This window comes from Vibrio sp. CCUG 15886, from assembly GCF_028570825.1.
GTDB classification, from domain to species: Bacteria; Pseudomonadota; Gammaproteobacteria; order Enterobacterales; family Vibrionaceae; genus Vibrio; species Vibrio vulnificus_B.
The window spans coordinates 25,057-47,175 of sequence record NZ_JAQQBT010000016.1; the positions used below are offsets into that span (position 1 = coordinate 25,057).

General features: G+C 47.6%; 19 protein-coding genes. All 19 read left to right on the forward strand.

The features are described 5' to 3' along the window. Positions 1 to 2 precede the first annotated feature (2 nt). The 19 genes from PQQ36_RS18835 to PQQ36_RS18925 all read left to right on the forward strand — a co-directional run bounded on the left by PQQ36_RS18835 (position 3) and on the right by PQQ36_RS18925 (position 22,113). Positions 3 to 851, forward strand: coding sequence for an ExeA family protein (locus PQQ36_RS18835; protein ID WP_273662202.1), 849 nt, complete (start codon positions 3 to 5; stop codon positions 849 to 851). Then, positions 848 to 1,969 carry a tetratricopeptide repeat protein gene (locus PQQ36_RS18840; protein WP_273662203.1) on the forward strand — a complete coding sequence of 374 codons (1,122 nt, stop codon included), beginning with the start codon at positions 848 to 850 and terminating at the stop codon, positions 1,967 to 1,969. The genes PQQ36_RS18835 and PQQ36_RS18840 overlap by 4 nt, the downstream gene beginning before the upstream one ends. Further along, positions 1,966 to 3,690, forward strand: coding sequence for a GspE/PulE family protein (locus tag PQQ36_RS18845; protein ID WP_263225659.1), 1,725 nt, complete (start codon positions 1,966 to 1,968; stop codon positions 3,688 to 3,690). Before PQQ36_RS18840 ends, PQQ36_RS18845 begins: the two co-directional genes overlap by 4 nt. 9 nt (positions 3,691 to 3,699) lie before the next feature. Further along, a complete protein-coding gene (locus PQQ36_RS18850; protein WP_011079398.1) occupies positions 3,700 to 4,920 on the forward strand; it encodes a type II secretion system F family protein in 1,221 nt (406 codons plus the stop codon). A gap of 3 nt (positions 4,921 to 4,923) precedes the next feature. Beyond that, the gene (locus PQQ36_RS18855) at positions 4,924 to 5,385 is read left to right on the forward strand and encodes an MSHA biogenesis protein MshF (RefSeq protein ID WP_273662204.1); all 462 of its coding nucleotides are present in this window, start codon (positions 4,924 to 4,926) and stop codon (positions 5,383 to 5,385) included. Between the two features lie 78 nt (positions 5,386 to 5,463). Continuing rightward, positions 5,464 to 6,042 carry a prepilin-type N-terminal cleavage/methylation domain-containing protein gene (locus tag PQQ36_RS18860; RefSeq protein WP_045596382.1) on the forward strand — a complete coding sequence of 193 codons (579 nt, stop codon included), beginning with the start codon at positions 5,464 to 5,466 and terminating at the stop codon, positions 6,040 to 6,042. 33 nt (positions 6,043 to 6,075) lie between these two features. Beyond that, a complete protein-coding gene (locus PQQ36_RS18865) occupies positions 6,076 to 6,522 on the forward strand; it encodes a prepilin-type N-terminal cleavage/methylation domain-containing protein (protein ID WP_206627579.1) in 447 nt (148 codons plus the stop codon). 59 nt (positions 6,523 to 6,581) lie between these two features. Further along, positions 6,582 to 7,067 carry a type II secretion system protein gene (locus PQQ36_RS18870; protein WP_011079402.1) on the forward strand — a complete coding sequence of 162 codons (486 nt, stop codon included), beginning with the start codon at positions 6,582 to 6,584 and terminating at the stop codon, positions 7,065 to 7,067. Beyond that, entirely contained in the window at positions 7,067 to 7,633 is a 567-nt protein-coding gene (locus tag PQQ36_RS18875; protein ID WP_273662206.1) for a prepilin-type N-terminal cleavage/methylation domain-containing protein, read from the forward strand. Before PQQ36_RS18870 ends, PQQ36_RS18875 begins: the two co-directional genes overlap by 1 nt. Continuing rightward, the gene (locus PQQ36_RS18880) at positions 7,633 to 8,322 is read left to right on the forward strand and encodes a PilW family protein (RefSeq protein WP_273662207.1); all 690 of its coding nucleotides are present in this window, start codon (positions 7,633 to 7,635) and stop codon (positions 8,320 to 8,322) included. Before PQQ36_RS18875 ends, PQQ36_RS18880 begins: the two co-directional genes overlap by 1 nt. Next, the gene (locus PQQ36_RS18885; protein WP_011079405.1) at positions 8,312 to 8,728 is read left to right on the forward strand and encodes a hypothetical protein; all 417 of its coding nucleotides are present in this window, start codon (positions 8,312 to 8,314) and stop codon (positions 8,726 to 8,728) included. The genes PQQ36_RS18880 and PQQ36_RS18885 overlap by 11 nt, the downstream gene beginning before the upstream one ends. 41 nt (positions 8,729 to 8,769) lie before the next feature. After that, entirely contained in the window at positions 8,770 to 12,702 is a 3,933-nt protein-coding gene (locus PQQ36_RS18890) for a DUF6701 domain-containing protein (protein WP_443098527.1), read from the forward strand. Between the two features lie 152 nt (positions 12,703 to 12,854). Then, complete coding sequence (locus tag PQQ36_RS18895; protein WP_011151240.1) at positions 12,855 to 13,898, forward strand: rod shape-determining protein; 1,044 nt, start codon at positions 12,855 to 12,857, stop codon at positions 13,896 to 13,898. Between the two features lie 56 nt (positions 13,899 to 13,954). After that, positions 13,955 to 14,845, forward strand: coding sequence for a rod shape-determining protein MreC (gene mreC / locus PQQ36_RS18900; RefSeq protein WP_011079408.1), 891 nt, complete (start codon positions 13,955 to 13,957; stop codon positions 14,843 to 14,845). Continuing rightward, positions 14,835 to 15,323, forward strand: a complete 489-nt coding sequence (gene mreD / locus PQQ36_RS18905) for a rod shape-determining protein MreD (protein ID WP_011079409.1) — start codon at positions 14,835 to 14,837, stop codon at positions 15,321 to 15,323. The genes mreC and mreD overlap by 11 nt, the downstream gene beginning before the upstream one ends. A gap of 4 nt (positions 15,324 to 15,327) precedes the next feature. Continuing rightward, positions 15,328 to 15,888, forward strand: coding sequence for a Maf family protein (locus tag PQQ36_RS18910; protein WP_011079410.1), 561 nt, complete (start codon positions 15,328 to 15,330; stop codon positions 15,886 to 15,888). A 22-nt stretch (positions 15,889 to 15,910) separates the two neighbouring features. Then, positions 15,911 to 17,380, forward strand: a complete 1,470-nt coding sequence (gene rng, locus PQQ36_RS18915; RefSeq protein WP_011079411.1) for a ribonuclease G — start codon at positions 15,911 to 15,913, stop codon at positions 17,378 to 17,380. Positions 17,381 to 17,390: 10 nt separating this feature from the next. Then, a complete protein-coding gene (locus PQQ36_RS18920; RefSeq protein ID WP_206627577.1) occupies positions 17,391 to 21,278 on the forward strand; it encodes a YhdP family protein in 3,888 nt (1,295 codons plus the stop codon). A gap of 10 nt (positions 21,279 to 21,288) precedes the next feature. After that, positions 21,289 to 22,113: a carbon-nitrogen hydrolase family protein gene (locus tag PQQ36_RS18925; RefSeq protein WP_273662218.1), complete on the forward strand. Its 825-nt coding sequence runs from the start codon at positions 21,289 to 21,291 to the stop codon at positions 22,111 to 22,113. Positions 22,114 to 22,119: the final 6 nt, after the last annotated feature.

The window sequence follows — 22,119 nt, forward strand, 5'->3', positions numbered from 1 at the left end:
CCATGTATTTGCAGCACTTTGGTTTTCACACTCAGCCTTTTTCGCAGACCCCAAACACCGAGTTGTTTTTGGGATTGGCGCCGCACTTTGAAGCGATTCAAACCGTCATGGCGGCGCTGGACATGGGAGAGGGGATCGTCAAAGTGACTGGGGAAGTGGGCACTGGTAAAACCATGGTGTGCCGCATGTTGATTGATCAACTGAGCGATAAGGTGAACTTGGTTTATCTACCCAATCCCGTGTTGAGTGGCCATGAGTTGCAAATGGCCATTGCGCGCGAAATGGGGCTAAAAACCTATGATAGTGTCAGTTTGGTACCACTGATCCAAGACCGTTTGATAGGCATGCGTCAGCGTGGTATGCGTACTGTGTTGTTAGTGGATGAAGCTCAAGCATTACCGCTCGAAGCGATGGAAGCATTGCGTCTGTTTGGCAATTTAGAAACCGAGCAAGAGAAATTGTTACAGATAGTGCTATTTGGTCAGCCTGAGCTCGATGAACGTATCGCCCAACATGAGTTAAGGCAATTTCGTCAGCGTATAACGTTTAGCTGCCAACTACGACCACTGACGATTGAAGAAGGTGTTGCCTTTATCGATAGTCGCTTAGCGAAGGCGGGAGATGGTGAGCATCAATACCTCACTACAGAGCAAAAGAAAGCACTTTGGCGCGGGGCTGGTGGCATTCCTCGTTTAATCAACCAGTTGTGCCATAAGGCGTTTTTGTTGGCTTATATGCAACAACAGAAAAATGTCACTAATCAACATTTATTTACCGCGATTCATGACACTTATGATGCGTGTAAACCTTTGTTTAAAACCCCGGTATTGTGGGGATGGAGAGCATTTTGAGCGAAATAAACAAAGCGCTTGCTGAATTGGCAAGTCAGAAGTCGCAACCTGCTCAACTGCAAAGAGCGGAGCTGCCAAAAGTGACCTCGGTGAAACCGATTGTATGGATTGCCACTGGATTCGGTTTGAGCTTAGCCGTTGGGGGTTGGGCAATCACACAATCCGCGCCTGTTAGCCAAAATTACTCTGAGCCTGTGACCACGACGGTCGTCACGGTTGCCGAAGAAACCTTACGCTCTCCGACACAAAAAACACCATCCGAGGGAGCGCAAAGTGTCACTGTTTCTCAGCCTAACATTGTCACGACTGCGCGAGTGGAAAAGGCAACATCTGTTGCTCCCTCTTCGGTAAAACCAGCACCAGCGCCAAGCAAATCGGAAACAACGCTGGTAGCGAAAGCCGCTGCGAAACCATCTGCTACGGAAAATCAACTGGTTTCTCACTCAGTACCAAGCCAAGTGAAGGCTCAAGCCCCCGCCACACAAAATACGCCAGCGGTGGAAAACAGCATGTTGGTTGAACAAGTTGAGTTAACCCAAGAACAACTAGCCGAAAAAGCCATTGGTCGAGCGGAAAAAGCGCTGGATGCCAATAACTTACAAAATGCTTTGTCTGCCTACAGCGACGCTCTGCGCCATACACCCAACAACGAAGTGGTGAGACAGAAATTAGCGGCACTCTATTTTGGTAAAGGAGACAGCCGCAAAGCGTATGAATTGCTTCAGGCTGGGATTGCTCTTAATCCAGAAGGGGAAACCTTACGCATTGCATTAAGCAAAATGCTGATCAAAGCCAATCAAAATGAAGCTGCGCTCACCCCCTTGGTGGCACTGTACGATGATTCTGGAAAAGAATATCTCGCGATGCGCGCCGCGTTAGCACAAAAAATTAAGAAAGATGACATTGCATTAGAAAGCTATCAGCGCCTAAGCCAAATGGACAGCGAAAATGCACGCTGGTGGCTAGGGTTGGCGATTCAACAAGAGCGGGCATTGGATTTCAAATCGGCGCAAGTGTCTTATCAAGCCGCATTGAGTAAAGTCGGAATATCCAATCAATCGCAACGTTTTATTAAAGATAGACTCGCGCTGTTACAAAATTTGGAGAGTGCACAATGAAAGTAAGATTAAGAAAGCGACTTGGTGACCTTCTTGTTGAGGAAGGCATTATCAATGAAGCGCAACTTGATCAAGCACTCGGCGCGCAAAGAAGTGGTGGACGCAAGCTTGGCGATACGCTGATTGATTTGGGTTTTTTGTCTGAACAACAGATGCTGGCGTTTTTGTCTCAGCAACTTGATCTGCCTTTAATTGACTTAAATCGAGCCACGGTCGATATCGATGCAGTGCAGTTGCTACCAGAAGTGCATGCTCGTCGTTTACGTGCATTGGTGATTGGCCGTAATGGCGACACGTTGCGCATTGCGATGAGTGATCCAGCGGACCTTTTTGCGCAAGAAGCGTTGATCGGTCAGCTAGGACAATATGGCATTGAGTTTGTTATCGCGCCAGAAAGACAATTGGTGGAAGGCTTTGATCGCTATTATCGCCGTACCAAAGAGATCGCCAACTTTGCCGAGCAGTTACAAGCGGAGCACCAAGTCAACGATGCATTCGATTTCAATATCGAAGATGACGACAGTGATGAGGTGACCGTCGTTAAGCTCATCAACTCGATGTTTGAAGACGCCATCCAGGTGGGCGCATCGGATATCCATATCGAACCGGACGCCAATGTGTTGCGCTTGCGTCAACGTATTGATGGCGTGTTGCACGAAACCTTGCTGAATGAAGTCAACATCGCGCCAGCATTGGTACTGAGATTAAAACTCATGGCCAACTTGGATATTTCAGAAAAACGTCTGCCACAAGATGGCCGTTTTAACATCCGCTCCAAAGGTCAGTCGGTGGATATCCGTATGTCGACCATGCCAGTTCAGTATGGTGAGTCGGTGGTGATGCGTTTGCTCAATCAATCTTCCGGAGTCAGAAAATTAGAAGACTCAGGTTTGCCGGACGATCTTTTAGTGCGCCTACGCCGACAGTTGAAACGTCCGCACGGCATGATCCTTGTGACTGGCCCTACGGGCTCTGGTAAAACCACCACGCTGTATGGTGCTCTAACAGAGTTAAACCAACCGGGGAAAAAGATCATCACAGCGGAAGATCCGGTTGAATACCGACTGTCGCGTGTCAATCAAGTGCAGATCAATCCGAAGATCAACCTTGATTTTTCCACCGTGTTAAGAACGTTCCTCCGTCAGGATCCCGATATCATTTTGATTGGTGAGATGCGTGACCATGAAACGGTTGAAATTGGCCTGCGAGCGGCGCTGACCGGTCACTTAGTATTGAGTACCTTACACACCAATGACGCCGTAGACAGTGCGCTTCGTATGATTGATATGGGTGCTCCGGGTTATCTGGTCGCGAGTGCCGTACGTGCTGTGGTCGCGCAGCGATTGGTGCGCCGTGTCTGTCCGGATTGCAAAACGGAAGATCATGTTGGTGAGTCACGCAAAGCGTGGTTGGCACAACGCTTCCCGAATCAAGTGGAAGCAGGCTTTGTGAAAGGGCGCGGTTGTCAAAACTGTAACTTAACAGGTTATCGCGGCCGTATTGGTGTGTTTGAAATGCTGGAACTTGAGCATGGAATGATGGACGCGTTGCGCGCCAATGATGCCGTCGAGTTTGCGCATGCTGCGCGTCGTTCGCCTGGCTATAAACCTTTGTTAGCGTCGGCAATGGAGTTGGCGCTGCAAGGCGTAGTGAGCTTAGACGAAGTGATGAATTTAGGCGAAGGTGACTCCTCTGGGGTTACTGAAGCGATCATTATGTAAGGTTAAACCATGGCAACCTTTCATTACCAAGGCAGAACGCTTGACGGCAACAAAGCCAATGGACAAATCGATGCGGTGACCTCAGAAGCGGCTGCTGAGCAACTGATGAACCGAGGGATCATCCCAGTATCGATAACCCAAGGCAAAACGGGGTCTGGGCTCGATTTCGATCTCAATGCGTTATTCGCTCCTGCGGTGCCATTGGAGATCTTGGTGCTCTTTTGTCGCCAGTTGTACAGCTTGACCAAAGCAGGGGTGCCATTACTGCGCTCGATGCGTGGTTTGGTGCAAAACTGTGAGAATAAGCAACTTAAGGCAGCCCTTGAAGAGGTCGTGGCAGAATTGACCAATGGTCGCAGTTTATCGGCGTCCATGCAGTTACACTCAAAAGTGTTTAGCCCTTTATTCGTCTCAATGATTCATGTTGGGGAAAATACGGGTCGACTGGATCAGGCTTTATTGCAACTGGCCAATTATTACGAGCAAGAGCTGGAAACACGTAAACGAATTAAAACGGCCATGCGTTACCCGACTTTTGTGATCAGTTTTATTGTGGTGGCGATGTTTATCCTCAACGTCAAAGTTATCCCACAGTTTGCGTCGATGTTCAGTCGCTTTGGGGTGGATTTGCCATTGCCGACGAGAATTCTGATTGGCATGTCAGAATTTTTTGTTAACTACTGGATGCTGTTGGCGGGATTCATCGTAGGGCTTATCTTTGGCTTCAAAGCCTGGGTCGCGACGGCGGATGGCCGAGAGCGTTGGGATAAATGGCGATTAAAGTTGCCCGTCGTTGGCGGGGTGGTCAACCGTGCTCAGCTGTCGCGTTTTTCACGCACGTTTGCGCTGATGCTCAAAGCGGGCGTGCCACTGAATCAGTCACTGGCATTATCGGCAGAAGCGATGGGTAACCGTTACTTAGAACTGAAGATCCTTAAAATGAAAGCCGACATTGAAGCGGGTAGCCAAGTCTCTGTCACGGCGATAAACAGCGGTATTTTTACTCCTTTGGTGATTCAGATGATTTCTGTTGGGGAAGAGACGGGTCGTATTGACGAGCTCTTGATGGAAGTAGCAGATTTCTACGATCGAGAAGTGGATTATGATCTGAAAACCCTTACGGCTCGCATTGAACCGATTCTATTGGTGATCGTGGCGGGCATGGTATTGGTGTTGGCGCTGGGTATTTTCCTACCAATGTGGGGAATGCTCGATGTTATCAAAGGTTAGCCTGTGATTCGGGATAGTCATCGTGCCAGCTTAGTGCTTTGGTTGGCATTAGTATTGGTGATTATGGCGGTTTTTGTGCAGTGGTGGCGACCGGTTGAATCGGAGGCGTCCAAAACGGCTGCCCAAATCTCAGTCAAGCGAATGTTAGAGCGAGCGAACCTGTATAAGCAGGAATGGCTTTTGCAGGGAAAACCTAAGCATATAGAGATGGATGGACAATCCATTCCTCTCTCTACTTATGGATGGGTGCCCTTAATTGGTGAAAATGGGCAGCTAGATTGTCAGAGATGGTTAGACTTTCACTCTCCAGAACGTCGTATTTTGGAATCTCATTTAACCAATGTAAGCGAAAGTAAGATAAATGAAACCTATCAATGTCAATTTAACTACCAGAATGGCTTATTGATTGTGGTAAGTCAGCAACATAAGATATTGAAAATTAGTGTCGAAAATATGGCAGAATGATATTTTTTGACGCATTAGTCTATTTTGATATTCAAAGATAGGTATAATAGCCGAAAACCTATAAGTGAAAGGTTGAGTATGAAACAAAATCAAAACGGTTTTTCTTTGGTTGAACTGGTTGTGGTGATCGTGGTTGTCGGTTTATTGGCAGTTGCGGCGCTACCACGCTTCTTGGATGTCACTGACGCTGCGAAGAAAGCCAGTATTGAAGGTGTGGCAGGTGGATTTGCGACGGGGGTTTTATCTGCGCGAGCGCAGTGGGAAGCCGAAGCTCGTCCGTCAAGAAACATCAATAGCCAAGAGCAAAATACCGTCAACTACGATGGTGTCGATTTTTGGTTAACGCGTTCTAAAGACGCTTCGAATGCCGATACGGGCTTCCGAGATGGTTATCCTTGGGGCTTAGCGGGCAACTTTGCGAGTTATCCAACGGCGCTAACTGGCCAAATGTGTGTAGACTTAATGGAGAACCTTCTGCAAAACCCACCAAAGGTTGGTATTGAAGGCTCAGGCACCACAAGTGATAACGGCTTCAAATATTCCGCATCTGCTGACTCAGCAAATGCTAAATGTACTTATATTCAACTTGACGGCAATACTAAGCATCAGTTTGAATATGAAGCGAAAAATGGTCGTGTGACCGTAACTTTGCAGTAACCCTGCACGATTTAAACATAGAGAGAGAACACTATGAAAAGACAAGGCGGTTTCACCCTGATTGAGTTAGTTGTGGTGATTGTAATTCTAGGTATTTTGGCAGTAACTGCGGCTCCGCGTTTTCTAAATCTGCAGGATGATGCGCGTTCAGCAGCTGCGGAAGGGCTTAAAGGTGCCATTGCTGGCGCTGCTGGTATTGTTTATGGTAAATCGGCGATTAACGGAACTGAAAATGCTCAAACATCATCTGTGACCGTTGATGGCACTGTTATTGCTACAACATTTGGTTATCCAGCGCAAACATCAGCAGCACTTTCTGCTGTAGTTTCTGGTTTGGCTACAGATTGGACATTGGTGAGTGGTGCAACTAATGGTATTGGTTATGGTTTTACTGCGTCTAATGCAGACTGTCATGTAACTTACCAAGCGCCAACAACCAGTGCTGGTGAGCCTACAATTTCTTTAGTTAACTGTAACTAAGTTATCGAAATAAAAGGCCAGCTTAGCTGGCCTTTTATTTCTGCCGAACAGCGTAAGCTATGATAAAGCGTGCACAAGCTGGTTTTACTCTCGTCGAGCTGATCGTGGTGATTCTACTGCTCAGTATCGTCTCTGCTTATGCTGCCAGTCGCTATATTGGCACTGGCAGTTTTTCTGCGTATGCCGCGCAAGAGCAGGCGATTTCGATCATTCGTCAGCTCCAAGTCTATCGTATGCAATCCAACACCACGAATTCTGCCAATCCAAATTTTGAGTTAACCGCCAGCGGTGGTTGTTTAGGTTCAACCGCAGGTTGTACTGCTGCCTCCACGCCTCAAGCTGCGGAATCGCGCAGTGATGTGATGCGCCTCGATGGTGTATCCGTCTCCTCGACAATTTCTCCTATTCGCTTTGATTTGCGTGGTAATCCATTGCAGACCAATGGTTCTGCTCTTAACAGTGTCACCATTACCTTTACGGCCTCCGGAGAGAGTGCTTCGGTTTGTATCAATAGCCAAGGCTACGTAAGTGGTGGGGGCTGCTGATGAAAAAACAGCAAGGGATGACACTTATCGAAAGTATTGTGGCGATGGTATTGATTGCCGTTGCTATGGTGACCTTGACCAGTTTGCTCTTTCCCAATGTAAAAAATTCCGCGGCGCCGCACTACCAAACGCGTGCCATTGCGTTAGGACAAGGCTTTATGAGCCAAATTCTCGCACGTGGTTTTGATCACAACAGCAATTTTGATGGTGGCCGTACACGTTGCGGTGAAGACGGCGTGTTGTGTACTGCTGCTGATGGCTTAGGCGCAGAAGAATCACAAGTGGTCGATTATAACGATGTCGACGATTATATTGGTTGTTGGTATACCACCAATACCCAATCTCAATGCCCAGCGGGTTCGGTTCAAAAGTCATTAGCGGATGTCTTTGGCAGTACCATCAACACGGAATATCCGAATTTTCGGGTTGATGTGCGTGTGTTCTACGATGGCAACATGGATGGCAGTGACGATGGGGCAGTGAGTACCTTAAAGCGCATTGAAATGGCAATACACGCCGGTCAATACGGGCCGTATCCTCTCGTGGCGTATAAGGGGAACTATTGATGAGTTCTCGTGGTTTTACCTTAGTGGAAATGGTGCTGACGTTAATTGTCGGTAGCATTTTGGTGCTGGGCATTGCTGGTTTCGTTGAGCTCGGGACAAAAGGCTATGCGGATTCAGTAGACAGGCAGCGTATCCAAACACAAGCCCAATTTGTGTTAGAGAAATTGTCTCGTGAATTTCGTCATGCTGTGCCAAACAGTTTCAGTGACAGCGGAAATTGCTTGTCTTTTTATCCAATTGTCTATTCGGGCTTTTACGCCGTGGAAGGCAATGATATTCGTTTTTTGATAGGCAATACGAATGTTACGCCACCGTTGGCCAACGGGCTAAGCTTGGTCATTAATCCAAGTCGTCAGCAAGATCTTGTTAACGGTTCATTTGATGTCTCAGGGTTAACTAACGGCGCGGGTTATTTTGCGGTGTTAAACCAAGCCGCCAGCTTAGAAAGTAATTCCATCAACCGTCGACACTATATTTTTAACGCCAATGGTCGTGTTGAATATTGTTTTACCGCAGGGCGCATCAGTCGCAACGGTGTGCAAGTCGCCGATAGTGTTTCCGCAGCAAGCTTCAACTACTTAGAGCCGACACTGCAGCGTGGTGGGTTAGTGCATATCAAGCTGACGTTTACGCAAAATGATGAATCGAGTCATTACCAACAAGATGTGCAGGTGCTCAATGTTCCCTAATCGACGTAAACAACAAGGAAACATGCTGGTGGTCGCCATCTTCGTCATTGTGGTGATGGGTTTTCTCGCCTCTTCATTGACGCGTATTAACTGGTCTAACAGCGATAATTTAACGCGTGAGCAGCTAGGTACTCAAGCATGGCTCATGGCGCAATCTGCCAATGAGTGGGCGTTAACTCAGCTCTACCCACTTGGCGTATCAGCCTCGGTGTCTACTGCATGTACTGCCATTCAAGGTGCAACGCCAAATGTCAGTGCCAATAGCCCTTGCCGCAATCCACAAATTAGTTGCCAATCAATTGGTACATTGCAAGGTGAGACTTTTTATCGCCTTGAGGCGAGCGCAGTCTGCGGGAGTGGTATAGTTGAAGTAGAGCGTAGACAAGAAGTATGGGTGAAGGAATGAGTATCTTAAAGCGAAGCCTCTTGTGCATATGTTGGTTTGGAATGATCTTTTCGGCTTCTTCTTGGGCTATCAATTACAACCCTCAATTTGAATTTGGTACTATTCCTGCGGATAAATGTACGGTTTCCGGCCCTACAGTAACTTGTAATATCGTCTTTCAAAACACCTATACCTCTCCACCGTTAGTTTTTGTAATGTCGACGATTAACGCAAATCGATCGAATTTTAATACTAAAACGACAGAATACCCTTCCGATCTAAGAGTTTGGAATGTCAACAATACGCAAGCCACAATAAAACAGATCTTGCCACCCAATGATGCGGCGTGTGTCCGTTTAAGACAGCAAAGTAATGGTAATTGGCGTTGTAGTAACAATAGCAATGATCCTTTAGTGAACTATGTTAACGCGCCAATGGAAAACATTGATTACCTCGTTATTGAGCCCGGCGTTTTCGAGTTTAATAATGGAGCTAAAGTTGTTGCTGGTCTTGTTGAATACAACCGTACATATTCCAATGTAGGAGGAATCAGTAATCAAAACAAAACGGTTCGCTTTCGTGATTACGGACTAACGAGCAACTTTTCTTCTTCGCCAGGCGTCTTGGTTCAAATTCAATCGCGCAACAATAATTCGGGTGGCCAACCAATCTGGTTGACATCAATAGCGCTCAACCCTTCGACAAGCCAGTTCAGCTTAGTGTTGGATCGTTCAGAGGTCTCTGCAAATGCAGTTTTAGCGAATAACGAACAAGTCGCGTTTGTTGCAGGCTTAGGTGAGGGCTTTGTGAATGGACGTAAATTTTGGCTCGGTCAAGGTTCAACTCAGAATACTCTGAACATCAACGACCAAGTGATAAAACCCATTACTGAGGGCTGTACGCAGATCAGCACTTTTCCCGTTTCTGGTTTTACAAAAGTGCCGACACTGTTGGCTGCAAAAAGAACTCGAAATGGTAATAACGGTGGTTGGTTAAGGCGTTGTTCTGTTTCCAAAACCGGAGTGGCGTTGATAAATGAAGAGGACATGGCAAGCGATTTTGAACGTGCTCACGTTGTAGAACCATACTCCTATTTTCTATTTGATAAACCGCCAACCAGTGAAGTTTGTGCGCTTTTTCCTTCTCCAGCACAAACTTGGAAAGGGAATGGGAATTCTTATATATACATTGATAACAACGCTAATATTTCTGGAGCGCCAATTTCTGGTGGGAAAAGATTCATCGGTTTTCCTCAAAGCGTCATCAACGACAATAAAAATCAAGGTTGTGATGGTTCAGAGTGCTTTGGTGATACTGGGTTAGAAGTGACCAAACAGCAACTCGAGAGTTTTCAGTCGCCAGATTCTGGTTTAACGCATGTGGTGGTCCAAAATAACGCGACACGAACCTTCCAAAACAACGAATCTATTGGTGCATTAACGATTAATGGTGGTTCTCAAGCGATTTTCCTATCGGGGACTTACTGGATAGACAGTATCAATATTATTGGCAGTATTCGTATTCCTGATGGAGAAAAAGTCGTTATCCACACCAAGGGCTTTGCTCTGAGTAATGGCTCGAGTTTTGAAACATTAGGGAAAGGTGAATTGATCATTTATGTTCATGATCTTTCGTATTCTTATAACGTAGGGACGATTCATAACTGGGTCGATCTAGCCAATAACTCTATTTTTACTGGTCTGCTATACAGTGAAAAAAATGTCATTTTGAGTAATAACGCCACTGTGAATGGGGCGGTTACCGCAAGACAAATTCAAATGAACAATGGCTCTCAAATTATTGCCACTGACAATAACTGTTTCAACCCTTCTGATGATTATCAAGTGACCATGACTCCACCGACGGAGCTGGCACTGATGTGTGGTAATGATAAACCCGAGTTTTCGATTACTACGACGAACAATAATGTTGTTGAAAGCTTGGGAGTGAGAGTCACTGTTTCACCAGATGAGAGTAATTTTGTCGTCAGTGTGGCAAATGGCAAAGGGAGCGGTGTTTATCCTAATTTTACCTCTAACAGTAATGGTGAGTTAGATCTGCAAATTGCGGTTAACGACATTAGCCAAGTCGATTTGAGCCAGTCTTACACTCTGAAGGTTGTGATGGATGATGATAGTGGTAAGTCGGTAAGCAGCCACTTCAAGTATGTGCCGTTTAAGTTTGAGGCTTATGATCCAGCCACCAATCTGACGTTGCCATCTGTCGATGTCATTGCTGGCAAAGCCGAGACGGTCAATACGCGAATTCTGGCCTGTGATGACTCGGGTGCGAAGCAAGTGGCAAGCAATTATTCGGGCTCACCCAGTGTTACGCATGTGGTTGTTCTCCCCAGTGGCGGATTGAATGGCACCTTGAGTTATTCCCCTACTTTTTCATCTGGCATCTCGTCTGATAGTTTGTCCATTACTGAGTCTGGTAGCTTTACGGTAACCTTGAGTGACAGTTTTGAGTGTACGGGCTTTCTAGGATGCCCCACTGATAATACAAAAGAAGTGACGGGCAGTTTCGTTGTGAACTCTCGCCCGTGGACGTTTGCTATCTGCAGTGGTGAAACGCCTGCGTGGACCATGGATGGTACTTCATCCTCGGGGACTAAATTCAAACTTGCCTCTGAACGCTTTAACCTTCACGTAAAACCAATTGTTTGGCAGAGCGGTGGTGCTGTCTCAGGAGAGATTGAAACCAGCAGCTACTGTAATGCAGCGATTACCCAAAACTTCTTTGCCAGTAATGCGCCCAGTGCGGTCGTTGAGATGAGCAGTGCCTTACACTCCCCAATGGGAGGGAGCACAAGTGTGTTACTTCAAGGAGACAATGGACTGAGCAAAGTACACAACAGTGGCAGCGGTAGTGGTACAAATCAACACTATGATTTCACTCAGCTCTATTGGGATGAAGTGGGTAGCTTGAAAGTCATGGCGGATACGCAGGCTAATTATCTGGGAATGGATATTAACTTGGGCTACCGCAATATTGGCCGCTTTGTGCCTGAAAAATTGGTGTTAGTGAGCAATAGCTGGACGTATGCCACCGGGCATTCGGGATTCGCGTACATGAACCAACCCATTGAACACGCTTTTAGTGTTGAGGCGCAAAATGCTTCAGATCAAGTGACGCAGAATTATGGCTTGTTCGATTCAGCGTATGTTTCAGCCGTTTCTTATTTCAATGTTGATAACGCGCACAAAGAAATCGTTGATCGGGTGAGAGATTATTCAACGTTAACTTGGCAACAACCTGCTTGGTCTTTAGGGAAACTCAACATATCACTTGCTGATTTTGAGTTCGCCAAAAAAGCGACTGCGTCGACACCCTATACCACTGAGTCTGATGGGCCCTATACGCAAGGTTTTGGCTTGTGGGCCAGTACGGTGGTGGATGGCGTTGATTTTGAAAATAAAGAGTTGGAAGTGCATGATAGTGGCGCCATCGTCAAATCGGGCAAGGCATTTTCTGAGCAGCCAGATTTCCGCTATGGACGCATGCGCTTGCAAGACGTGGGTGGCTTTACTGGCAATCAAATTGAAGTGCCGTTAAGTGCGGAATATTGGAATGGCAGCCAGTTTGTCACCAATGGGGACGATTCTGGCAGTGACTTCGATGGCAGTCAGTTCTGTCGTCAGCTGATTTGGCATAGCCAAGCGCAAACCAGCAGTAATGCTTCACTTAGTGGCAGCGGTACCGTCTCGGTTGGGCGCTCGGATCGACTCTCTGCTCAGCAGTCGACAACCGATACCGACAATCAAATACGCGAGCAGGTGCGATTTTGGCTGCGCGTCAGTGATACCACCTTGCAAAAAGTCGCTACCACAGATAACGATATTCAGTGTAATGGCAGCGGTGTTCGTCCGTGGCTTCGTTTCAATTGGCGTAATTTAGGCGATGAAGACCCTAACGCTGTCGTCACCTTTGGAATTAACCGTGGAAACGATCGGGTTATTTACAAAGGTGAATCGGGCTTAACGGGCCAATAAATAATGTGGATTTTTTGCGCTAAGTAAGGAATCTGTAAGAATTTGGGGCTTTGAGCCCATGTTTATACTTCAATGCCTTGCTGTCACAGCAAGGCATTGGTACATTTAGGACAATTTTTATCTTCTATTTTCTTGCAGGATGAGCGAAGAATATGTTTAAAAAACTTCGTGGCATGTTTTCCAACGACCTATCGATCGATTTAGGTACCGCCAATACTCTTATTTACGTTAAAGGCCAAGGCATTGTGCTAGACGAGCCTTCAGTAGTTGCAATCCGTCAGGACCGTGCAGGTTCAGCGAAAAGTGTCGCAGCCGTTGGTCACGCAGCTAAGCAAATGCTTGGTCGTACACCAGGCAATATCTCCGCGATTCGTCCGATGAAAGATGGCGTGATTGCGGACTTTAACGTGACTGAAAAAATGCTTCAGCACTTTATTAAGCAAGTGCACGACAACAGCATTCTCAAGCCAAGCCCACGTGTATTGGTGTGTGTGCCTTGTGGTTCGACGCAAGTTGAGCGTCGCGCAATTCGTGAATCTGCGTTGGGTGCAGGGGCTCGTGAAGTCTTCTTGATTGATGAACCAATGGCGGCAGCAATCGGTGCGGGTCTGCGTGTTTCTGAACCGACCGGCTCTATGGTGGTCGATATCGGCGGTGGTACCACAGAAGTGGCGGTGATCTCGCTAAACGGTGTGGTGTATTCTTCTTCTGTGCGTATCGGTGGTGACCGTTTTGATGAAGCGATCATCAACTACGTGCGTCGTAACTACGGCAGCTTAATCGGTGAAGCGACAGCAGAGAAAATCAAGCATGAAATCGGTTCTGCTTACCCAGGTGATGAAGTGCATGAGATTGAAGTTCGTGGTCGTAACCTTGCTGAAGGTGTGCCACGTAGCTTTACTCTAAACTCAAATGAGATTTTAGAAGCGCTGCAAGAGCCACTATCAGGTATTGTTTCTGCAGTGATGGTTGCGCTAGAGCAGTGTCCGCCAGAGTTGGCGTCAGATATTTCTGAAAACGGCATGGTACTCACTGGTGGTGGTGCGCTACTGAAAGATCTTGATCGTTTGCTGACAGAAGAAACAGGCATCCCTGTAGTGATCGCAGAAGATCCACTGACTTGTGTGGCTCGTGGCGGCGGTAAAGCACTAGAAATGATCGACATGCACGGTGGCGATCTATTCTCTGAAGAATAACGGTGATGGTTAAGCGCCGCGGCGTTTAACTTTCAAACCTAAGGTTCTAAAACAAAATGAAGCCAATTTTTGGTAGAGGTCCTTCTCTACAATTGCGTCTTTTTTTTGCTGTCATTACATCAGCCAGCCTCATGCTGGCTGATGGTCGCTTAGATGCTTTCTCTGGTGTTCGATATTTCCTCAATAGTTTAGTCGCACCGATCCAATATACTGCTAACTTACCACGCAGCATGTTTGACGGTGTCTATGAGCGTTTTAGTACCCGTCAGTCTCTGCTTGAGGGGAATCAAAATCTCAAGCGAGAAGTATTGAGACTGAGAAGTGATCTTCTGCTACTGGAACAGTACAAAGAAGAAAACCAGCGCCTGCGTAAGCTTCTTGGCTCTTCGTTTGTGCGTGATGAAAAGAAAATGGTCGCCGAAGTGATGGCGGTCGACACCTCTCCTTATCGTCATCAAGTGGTGATTGATAAAGGTCGTATTGATGGCGTCTACATTGGTCAGCCAGTGATCAATGAAAAAGGCATCGTTGGACAAATTACCTTTGTCGCAGCGCACAACAGTCGCGTGTTATTGCTTAGTGATGCAAAAAATGCGATTCCTGTGCAGGTGGTTCGCAATGATATTCGTGTGATCGCGTCAGGAAATGGTGATATCGACGAAATTCAGCTCGAACATATTCCAACCAGCACCGACATTCAAGTCGATGATCTATTGGTGACATCTGGTCTTGGAGGCGTGTATCCAGAGGGGTACCCCGTGGCTTACGTTACCTCCGTTGAGCATGACACTCGTCGAGAGTTTGCGGCAATAAAAGCCAAGCCTGTGGTGGAGTTTGATCGCTTACGCTACCTATTGCTGGTTTGGCCAAATGAAGATCGCCAACATAAAGTGTTGAACGCCAACGTAGATGAACATGCAACTCAAGAGGTGAGTGATGGCGAATAGTGTGCTGCGCAGCAAGATAGTTATTGGTGCGAGCTTCTTCGTTGCCTTGGTATTGCAGACCATTCCTTGGCCCGGTGCATTGGATTTGTTTCGTCCTTCGTGGCTGTTGTTAGTGACCTGTTACTGGGTACTGGCACTGCCGCATCGTGTTAACGTTGGCAGCGCGTTAGTGCTTGGTCTTTTGTGGGACCTCCTGATTGGCTCGACATTAGGCATTCGCGGCATGATGCTGTCGATCGTCGTGTATTTGGTCGCGTTGAATTTCCTCGTTATTCGCAACATGGCATTGTGGCAGCAAGCCTTGCTTATCGCCTTCCTAAGCGTGTTGCTAGAAGTATTCATATTCTGTGGTGAATATTTGATCCAGGACGTAGTATTCAACCCATTATCGCTATGGACCGCAGTAATTAACTGTATACTTTGGCCATGGGTGTTTTTACTGTTACGGCGCGTTCGTCGTCACTGGCATGTAAGGTAAGACGATGCACAAGCTGGTTTTAGCCTCAGGCTCACCAAGGCGTAAAGAGTTATTGGCGCAACTTGGTTATACGTTTGATGTCGTGTTACCGGATATCGAAGAATGCAAGGCGGAACAAGAGACGGCCGCTGAGTATGTGTTGCGCTTGTCGCAACAAAAAGCACAAGCAGGGTTGGCTTTAGTGTCAGAGTCCTCCATCGTGGTGGGCTCCGATACCGTCGTGGTGTGTGATGGCCAAGTCTTAGAAAAACCACACCATTTTGCTGATGCTCAGCGAATGCTCACGCAACTTTCAGATCGTCGTCATCAAGTGATGACGGCGGTGACTGTCGTAAGTGCAGAAAAACAACACTCTATCGTCGTGACGACAGAGGTGTGGTTCAAGAAACTGACTCAAGAAGAAATCGAACAATATTGGCAGTCAGGTGAACCATGCGATAAAGCAGGCAGTTATGGAATTCAAGGTTTGGGTGGACGTTTTGTTACCCGTATTGAGGGCAGCTATTCCGCTGTCGTAGGACTCCCTTTGTATGAAACAGACCAACTGCTGCACGAATTCATATAATTTCAAACATTGAGGTGTGCACATGAGTGCAGAGTTGCTGCTAAACGTGACCCCGAGTGAAACTCGCGTGGCCATGATTGAGGGTGGGGTACTCCAAGAAGTCCATATTGAACGTGAAGCCCGTCGTGGCATTGTCGGAAATATCTACAAAGGCAAAGTAAGCCGAGTTTTGCCGGGTATGCAAGCGGCTTTCGTTGATATCGGTTTGGATAAAGCCGCCTTCCTCCACGCGTCTGATATTGTTCCTCATACGGAATGTGTTGCTGAAAATGAAAAGCAGCAATTCCAAGTACGCGATATCTCTGAACTGGTCCGCCAAGGGCAAGACATTGTTGTGCAAGTGGTGAAAGATCCGCTGGGCACCAAAGGGGCTCGCCTCACCACTGACATTACGCTGCCTTCTCGTTATCTCGTCTTTATGCCGGGCGCTAGCCACGTTGGTGTTTCACAGCGTATCGAAAGTGAGTCAGAGCGCGAACGTCTGAAGAAAATTGTTAGCCATTACTGTGATGAACATGGTGGCTTTATTATCCGCACGGCGGCGGAAGGCGCTGATGGCAAAGAGTTGTCACAAGATGCGGCATTTTTGAAACGCCTGTGGCTCAAAGTCATGGAGCGTCGTAGCAAATACAAAACCCGTTCAACGTTGTACGGTGAGCTGGGGTTGGCGCAACGTATCCTTCGCGATTTTGTCGGAACCGAGCTGGATAAGATTTTGGTCGACTCTCGTCAAGAATTTGAAAACTTGAAAGAATTTACGTCAGAATACGTTCCTGAATTGACGGATAAGCTCGAGCTTTACGAAGGGGATAAACCGATTTTCGACATGTACGATACGGAGAACGAGATTCAACGTTCTTTGGAGCGTAAAGTGGAGCTGAAATCGGGTGGGTATCTGATCATTGATCAAACCGAAGCGATGACTACGGTGGACATCAATACCGGGGCATTTGTTGGCCGCCGCAATCTTGAAGAAACGATTTTCAACACCAACATCGAAGCGACGCAAGCCATTGCACGTCAACTGCGTTTACGTAACTTAGGCGGTATTATCATTATCGATTTCATTGATATGTCGTCAGAAGAGCATCGTAAGCGAGTGCTTACCTCGTTAGAAAATGCCTTAAGCAAAGATCGAGTCAAAACCAACATCAATGGCTTTACTCAGCTTGGTCTGGTGGAAATGACCCGTAAGCGCACACGTGAAAGCATTGAGCACATTCTCTGTTCAAGTTGTCCAACGTGTGAAGGGCGCGGCAGTGTCAAGACGGTAGAAACCGTATGTTATGAAATTCTGCGTGAAATCACCCGAGTCAACCGAGCTTACGATGCGGACAAATTTGTCGTGTACGCTTCGCCAGCGGTGGCAGACGCTTTGCATGGTGATGAGTCCCATGCTTTGGCAGAGTTGGAAGTCTTTATTGGTAAGCAAGTACGCATTCAAGCCGAGCCTTTGTATATCCAAGAGCAGTTTGATGTCGTGATGATGTAATGGATAGTTTGTGATTTCTGGTTTTACCCTATTTTGGCGAGCGGTGTTGTGGTTATTAGTGACCCTCTTGTTGCTGCTCGCCATCTTGGTCACTGGGCTGCGCATTGCGTTGCCGCAGATGAACCAATTTCAAGATGAAATCAAAACCTGGGTCAAGCAAGGCACCGGGTTGGATGTCTCTATTTCCAGTGTTTCGGGTTCTTGGCGTAATAGCCATCCTTCGGTCGCTCTTCAGGGCTTTGAAGCCTTCTTACCTGGAGAGAAAAAGGTCAATATTTCCGTTGATGAAGTGCATATTGAGTTTGACCTGCTGGAATCTATTCTGCGTCTGCAACCTGTGGTCGCCAATCTCAATATGAGTGGTTTAGCGCTCGACATTCGCTCGATAGAGCTTGTCGCCGCTGAAGGGCCTCCTACTCGAGAAGCCTCTTCTGAATCGCAAGAATCGTCTAACTTAATCAAGCAACTGGATAATCTTTTGCTGCGTCAGTTGGAAGAGTTCTCCGTCACGCAATCTAAAATCTGGTACCAATCGGTGTCGGGCGAAAACCGCCGTCTTGATATTGACCGTTTACGCTGGCGCAATCAAGGTGCGCACCATTTAGCGGAAGGCGTGGTGAGTGTTGCTGGGACCAATCTCAATGCTTTGTTAGTGAGTGCCAACTTTGTTGACCACGGCTCTTTGTTAGATGTCAGCGGAGAGTTTTACGTCAATGCTGAAGAGATCGCGGTTACCCAATGGTTAACGCGCTATGTCAAGAAAGAGACGGGGATTGATTCAGGCAAGATCAGTTTGAAATCTTGGTTGACGTTGCAACATTCTCAGCCACGCTATGCGTTTGTCGAATTGCTGCCATCTGAGTTGAGCTGGACGGAAAATGGCCAACATGAGCTCACTCTGGAGTCTGGTATTTTAAAACTCTCTCCCGATGGTGAAGGCTGGAAGGTGAGTGGTCATTCACTGACACTCCGTACCGATGAGATTGAATGGCCTCAATTGGACATTGCCTTTGATTGGCAACCACAAGGATGGAAGCTCAACTTATCCCAATTGAGTCTTGAAGCGCTGCTGCCGATGGCCAAGTTGTTACCCGACTCTGATCAAACCACCCAAATACTGCAAAAACTGCAGCCAAGTGGCACGGTGGAAGATATTCGTGTGGCTATGTCAGGCAGTGATCTGGATTCATTACGTTATTCTGCAGAACTAGACAGTTTGGCGATGCAGCAGTGGGATTTGCTGCCGGGCTTTCATCATGTCAGTGGGACGCTGTTTGGTGACGTGACGCAAGCCAAAGCGTCGATGTCAGTGATTGATGATGTTTTCCCTTATGGCGAGGTATTCCAAGCCCCACTTAATATCAAGCAAGGACAAGTGGATATTGTTTGGCAGAACGATCAAAACGGCTGGCGTTTATGGGCCGACAAAGTGACGGCAGCAACACCGGATCTTCAGGTGTTGGGGGCGTTTCGTCTTGATTTTCCAAAAGACAAGAGCCCGTTTTTGTCCTTTTATGCCGAGGCCGATGCGTATAACGTCGGTGAAACGTGGCGCTATTTACCCACGTTAGCGTTAGGACGGGAGTTAACGGACTACCTTTCTACGGCCATTCAAGGCGGCAAGGTCAATACCGCGAAGCTGCTTTGGTATGGTGAACTGGCGGATTTCCCTTACACCAAAAATGACGGCATGTTCCAAGCTTGGGTCGGCTTAAAACAAGGCAAATTCAGCTTTGATACTGCTTGGCCGCCCATTACCGATTTGCAACTGGATCTGCTATTCCAAAATGACGCCATGTATTTGGATTCCAAATCCGCCACGCTAAAAGATGTTAAAGCGAGCCGAATTACTGGCCGTATTCCTGAATTAGCGGAAGGTGGACATATTGAGATTGAAGCGAAAGCGACCGCCGAAGGCAATGCCGTGCGTGACTACATGACCGCCACGCCGCTGGTGGATTCGGTGGGTGCGGCGCTGACGGCGCTACAAGTACAAGGGCCTGTCAAGTCTGAGTTCCAACTGAATATTCCGTTTACCAGTGACAAAGAACCACGAGCATGGGGATACGCTGAACTGGCGGGCAATCGTGTCGACATTGATGCACCGCCAATGACGCTGGAAAAAGTCTCGGGAAGGATTGAATTTGACAATGATGTGGTGAAAGCATCTGGGCTTTCCGCTCGTTTGTTAAAGCAACCCATTGCCATCGATTTTGCTGGAGAAAGTGCAGATTACGGCTATAGCGTGGTGATCAACACCTTGGCGGATTGGGATGTAAAACCGTTGGTGCCTTATGTGGGTGAGCAATGGTTAGGCCGACTTTCTGGTCACGCGCCTTGGACCATGGATATCGATCTGCAATTAAACGATGTTGGCTTTACCTACCAAGTCGACCTCAATGCCAAGTTGAACAGCGTTGCAAGCCGATACCCCTATCCACTGAATAAGAATGTTGGCGAAGCGTGGCAAGCTCGCATGCAGGCTTCGGGCAATCAAGAGTCGATCACTGCACGTTTGCAAATGCCCAATGCCAAGTACCAAACGGAAATTGATATTACGGGCAAAGTGCCTGTGTTGAGTGCAACCAACCTGGTGCTGGGTAGTGGTGGCTTCAAAATTAGCCCAGTGGTGGGCCACCATGCCTTGATTCGTACCGAATACTTTGACCTCGACCAATGGCTGGGTGTGTTGAGTCAACCGCCTAAAGGCGCGACATCGAAACTGGCACAAATGGATACGCCAGAGATTCCATTGCCTACACGCATCAAAGTCGAAACGCCAACCTTAATGCTCAGTGGCATCGAGTTTCATGATGTGGATTTCTCGGCACGGAAGAAAAATCTCAATTGGCAGTTCAACCTGAAAAGCCAAGAGGCCGTAGGGCAGGCGAACTACCTTGAACCTTACGACTTGGCGGTATCATTAGAGCGTTTGCATCTTTATGTGCCAGGGTTGGATGAGAAGAAAGCGCAGGGTGAGTCCTTACTTACCGCGGAGAGTCTGGAAGCGCCATTGATCAGTCAGTTTGATCGCGAATTTCATCAACTGATGCCAAACTTAACACTGAACATCGATGATTTTTGGTTACAGGGCTACAAAGTCGGTAAAGTGAACATTGATTTGCAGCGCCAAGGCAAAGCTTTGGTGTGGAAAAATATTTCGCTGGTCAGTGGCTCAAACCGCGTGGATGTGAATGGTGACTGGACATTGGATGGGGAAACCAGTCAATCGCGCATGAATCTCAAGGTGAAAAGTGATAACAACAGCGATTTGATGGAGCGATTTGGTATTACCTCCGGCATTCAAAAAGCGCCGTTTGAAATCACCTCACAAGTGACTTGGGATGGAGCGCCTTGGTCGATGCGGGTAAATACGCTCGATGGTGATGTGCAAACCGAATTTGGCAAAGGCATCATTACTGACGTGAGCGGCGCGGCTCGTTTGTTGGGACTATTTAGTCTCGATTCCATCATTCGTAAAATGCAGCTCGATTTTACCGATGTGTTCGACAAAGGCATGGCGTTTAACTCGATTAAAGGCACGGGCAAGATCCAAGATGGCGTGTTTGTGACCAATGATATTGAGATGGATGCCTTAGCGGGTGCGATGAAAATTCGCGGGCTTGCCAACATGGTGACTCGAACGGTAGACGCGGAAGTGCAGTTTACTCCAGATATCACCTCTGGCATCCCGATGTTGACGGCGTTTGCGGTTGCGCCACAAACGGCACTCTACGTGTTGGCGATTTCCACCGTGATTTCGCCGGTTGTGGAAGTGTTTACCCAAGTTAACTATTCCGTCAAAGGGCCGCTTGACTCTCCAACGGTCAGTGAAATTTCGCGTAGCCGTGGTGAGTTTGAACTCCCAGAAAAACTGCGCAAAGAAGCGCAAGAATAAGGAGCGAATGATGGAAAGGATTGCCATTATTCAAATGACGTCGACGTCAGACTGTACAGACAATGTGGCTTATATTGAGCATTGGGCAGAGCAGGCGGCCCTTCAAGGGGCAAGTTTGGTGGTGACCCCAGAAAACGCCTTGCTGTTTGGATGTCGAGAGGATTACCACCAGCATGCCGAACCGCTTGGTAGCGGCCCATTACAACAGGCCATGGCGCAGCTTGCCAAACGGCCGGCAGTGACCCTGGTGATTGGCAGCATGCCGATTCGCCAAGGGCATGACGTTACCACCACCAGCTTGGTTTTTGGCCCCAATGGCGAACGTCTTGGTCATTACAGCAAGCTGCACATGTTTGATGTGGAGGTCAGCGATGGCCATGGGCATTACCGTGAATCAGACAGCTTTTTGGCTGGCGATCGCAGCAGTGTGGTGGCCACGCCCATAGGCCGTTTAGGGCTTTCCATTTGCTACGATGTTCGCTTTCCGGCGTTGTACCAAACACTACGTCAAAAGGGAGCCGATATTTTGTTGGTGCCCGCGGCGTTTACTGCGGTGACTGGAGAGGCGCATTGGGAAATACTCTTGCGCGCTCGAGCGATAGAAAATCAGTGCTGGGTGATTGCCGCAGCACAAGGCGGAATGCATTCCGCCAGTCGTGAAACGTGGGGCCACTCTATGGTCATTGACCCTTGGGGGAAAGTCGTCGCACAATTACCGCAACAAGGTGATTTGCTGCTTGCAGAGATAGACTTAGCCTTAAGTGACACGATTCGACGTAAAATGCCAGTGGTGAAACACAGCCGTTTTACTCATTTACTAGACAATAAAGATTGAATAACA

Bases quoted from the DNA above. Each gene is read 5' to 3' on its own strand.
- PQQ36_RS18835 (WP_273662202.1), top strand. From the start codon at position 3: ATGTATTTGCAGCACTTTGGTTTTCACACTCAGCCTTTTTCGCAGACC.
- PQQ36_RS18845 (WP_263225659.1), top strand. From the start codon at position 1,966: ATGAAAGTAAGATTAAGAAAGCGACTTGGTGACCTTCTTGTTGAGGAA.
- PQQ36_RS18850 (WP_011079398.1), top strand. From the start codon at position 3,700: ATGGCAACCTTTCATTACCAAGGCAGAACGCTTGACGGCAACAAAGCC.
- PQQ36_RS18860 (WP_045596382.1), top strand. From the start codon at position 5,464: ATGAAACAAAATCAAAACGGTTTTTCTTTGGTTGAACTGGTTGTGGTG.
- PQQ36_RS18865 (WP_206627579.1), top strand. From the start codon at position 6,076: ATGAAAAGACAAGGCGGTTTCACCCTGATTGAGTTAGTTGTGGTGATT.
- PQQ36_RS18870 (WP_011079402.1), top strand. From the start codon at position 6,582: ATGATAAAGCGTGCACAAGCTGGTTTTACTCTCGTCGAGCTGATCGTG.
- PQQ36_RS18875 (WP_273662206.1), top strand. From the start codon at position 7,067: ATGAAAAAACAGCAAGGGATGACACTTATCGAAAGTATTGTGGCGATG.
- PQQ36_RS18880 (WP_273662207.1), top strand. From the start codon at position 7,633: ATGAGTTCTCGTGGTTTTACCTTAGTGGAAATGGTGCTGACGTTAATT.
- PQQ36_RS18885 (WP_011079405.1), top strand. From the start codon at position 8,312: ATGTTCCCTAATCGACGTAAACAACAAGGAAACATGCTGGTGGTCGCC.
- PQQ36_RS18890 (WP_443098527.1), top strand. From the start codon at position 8,770: ATGATCTTTTCGGCTTCTTCTTGGGCTATCAATTACAACCCTCAATTT.
- PQQ36_RS18895 (WP_011151240.1), top strand. From the start codon at position 12,855: ATGTTTAAAAAACTTCGTGGCATGTTTTCCAACGACCTATCGATCGAT.
- mreC (WP_011079408.1), top strand. From the start codon at position 13,955: ATGAAGCCAATTTTTGGTAGAGGTCCTTCTCTACAATTGCGTCTTTTT.
- mreD (WP_011079409.1), top strand. From the start codon at position 14,835: ATGGCGAATAGTGTGCTGCGCAGCAAGATAGTTATTGGTGCGAGCTTC.
- PQQ36_RS18910 (WP_011079410.1), top strand. From the start codon at position 15,328: ATGCACAAGCTGGTTTTAGCCTCAGGCTCACCAAGGCGTAAAGAGTTA.
- rng (WP_011079411.1), top strand. From the start codon at position 15,911: ATGAGTGCAGAGTTGCTGCTAAACGTGACCCCGAGTGAAACTCGCGTG.
- PQQ36_RS18925 (WP_273662218.1), top strand. From the start codon at position 21,289: ATGGAAAGGATTGCCATTATTCAAATGACGTCGACGTCAGACTGTACA.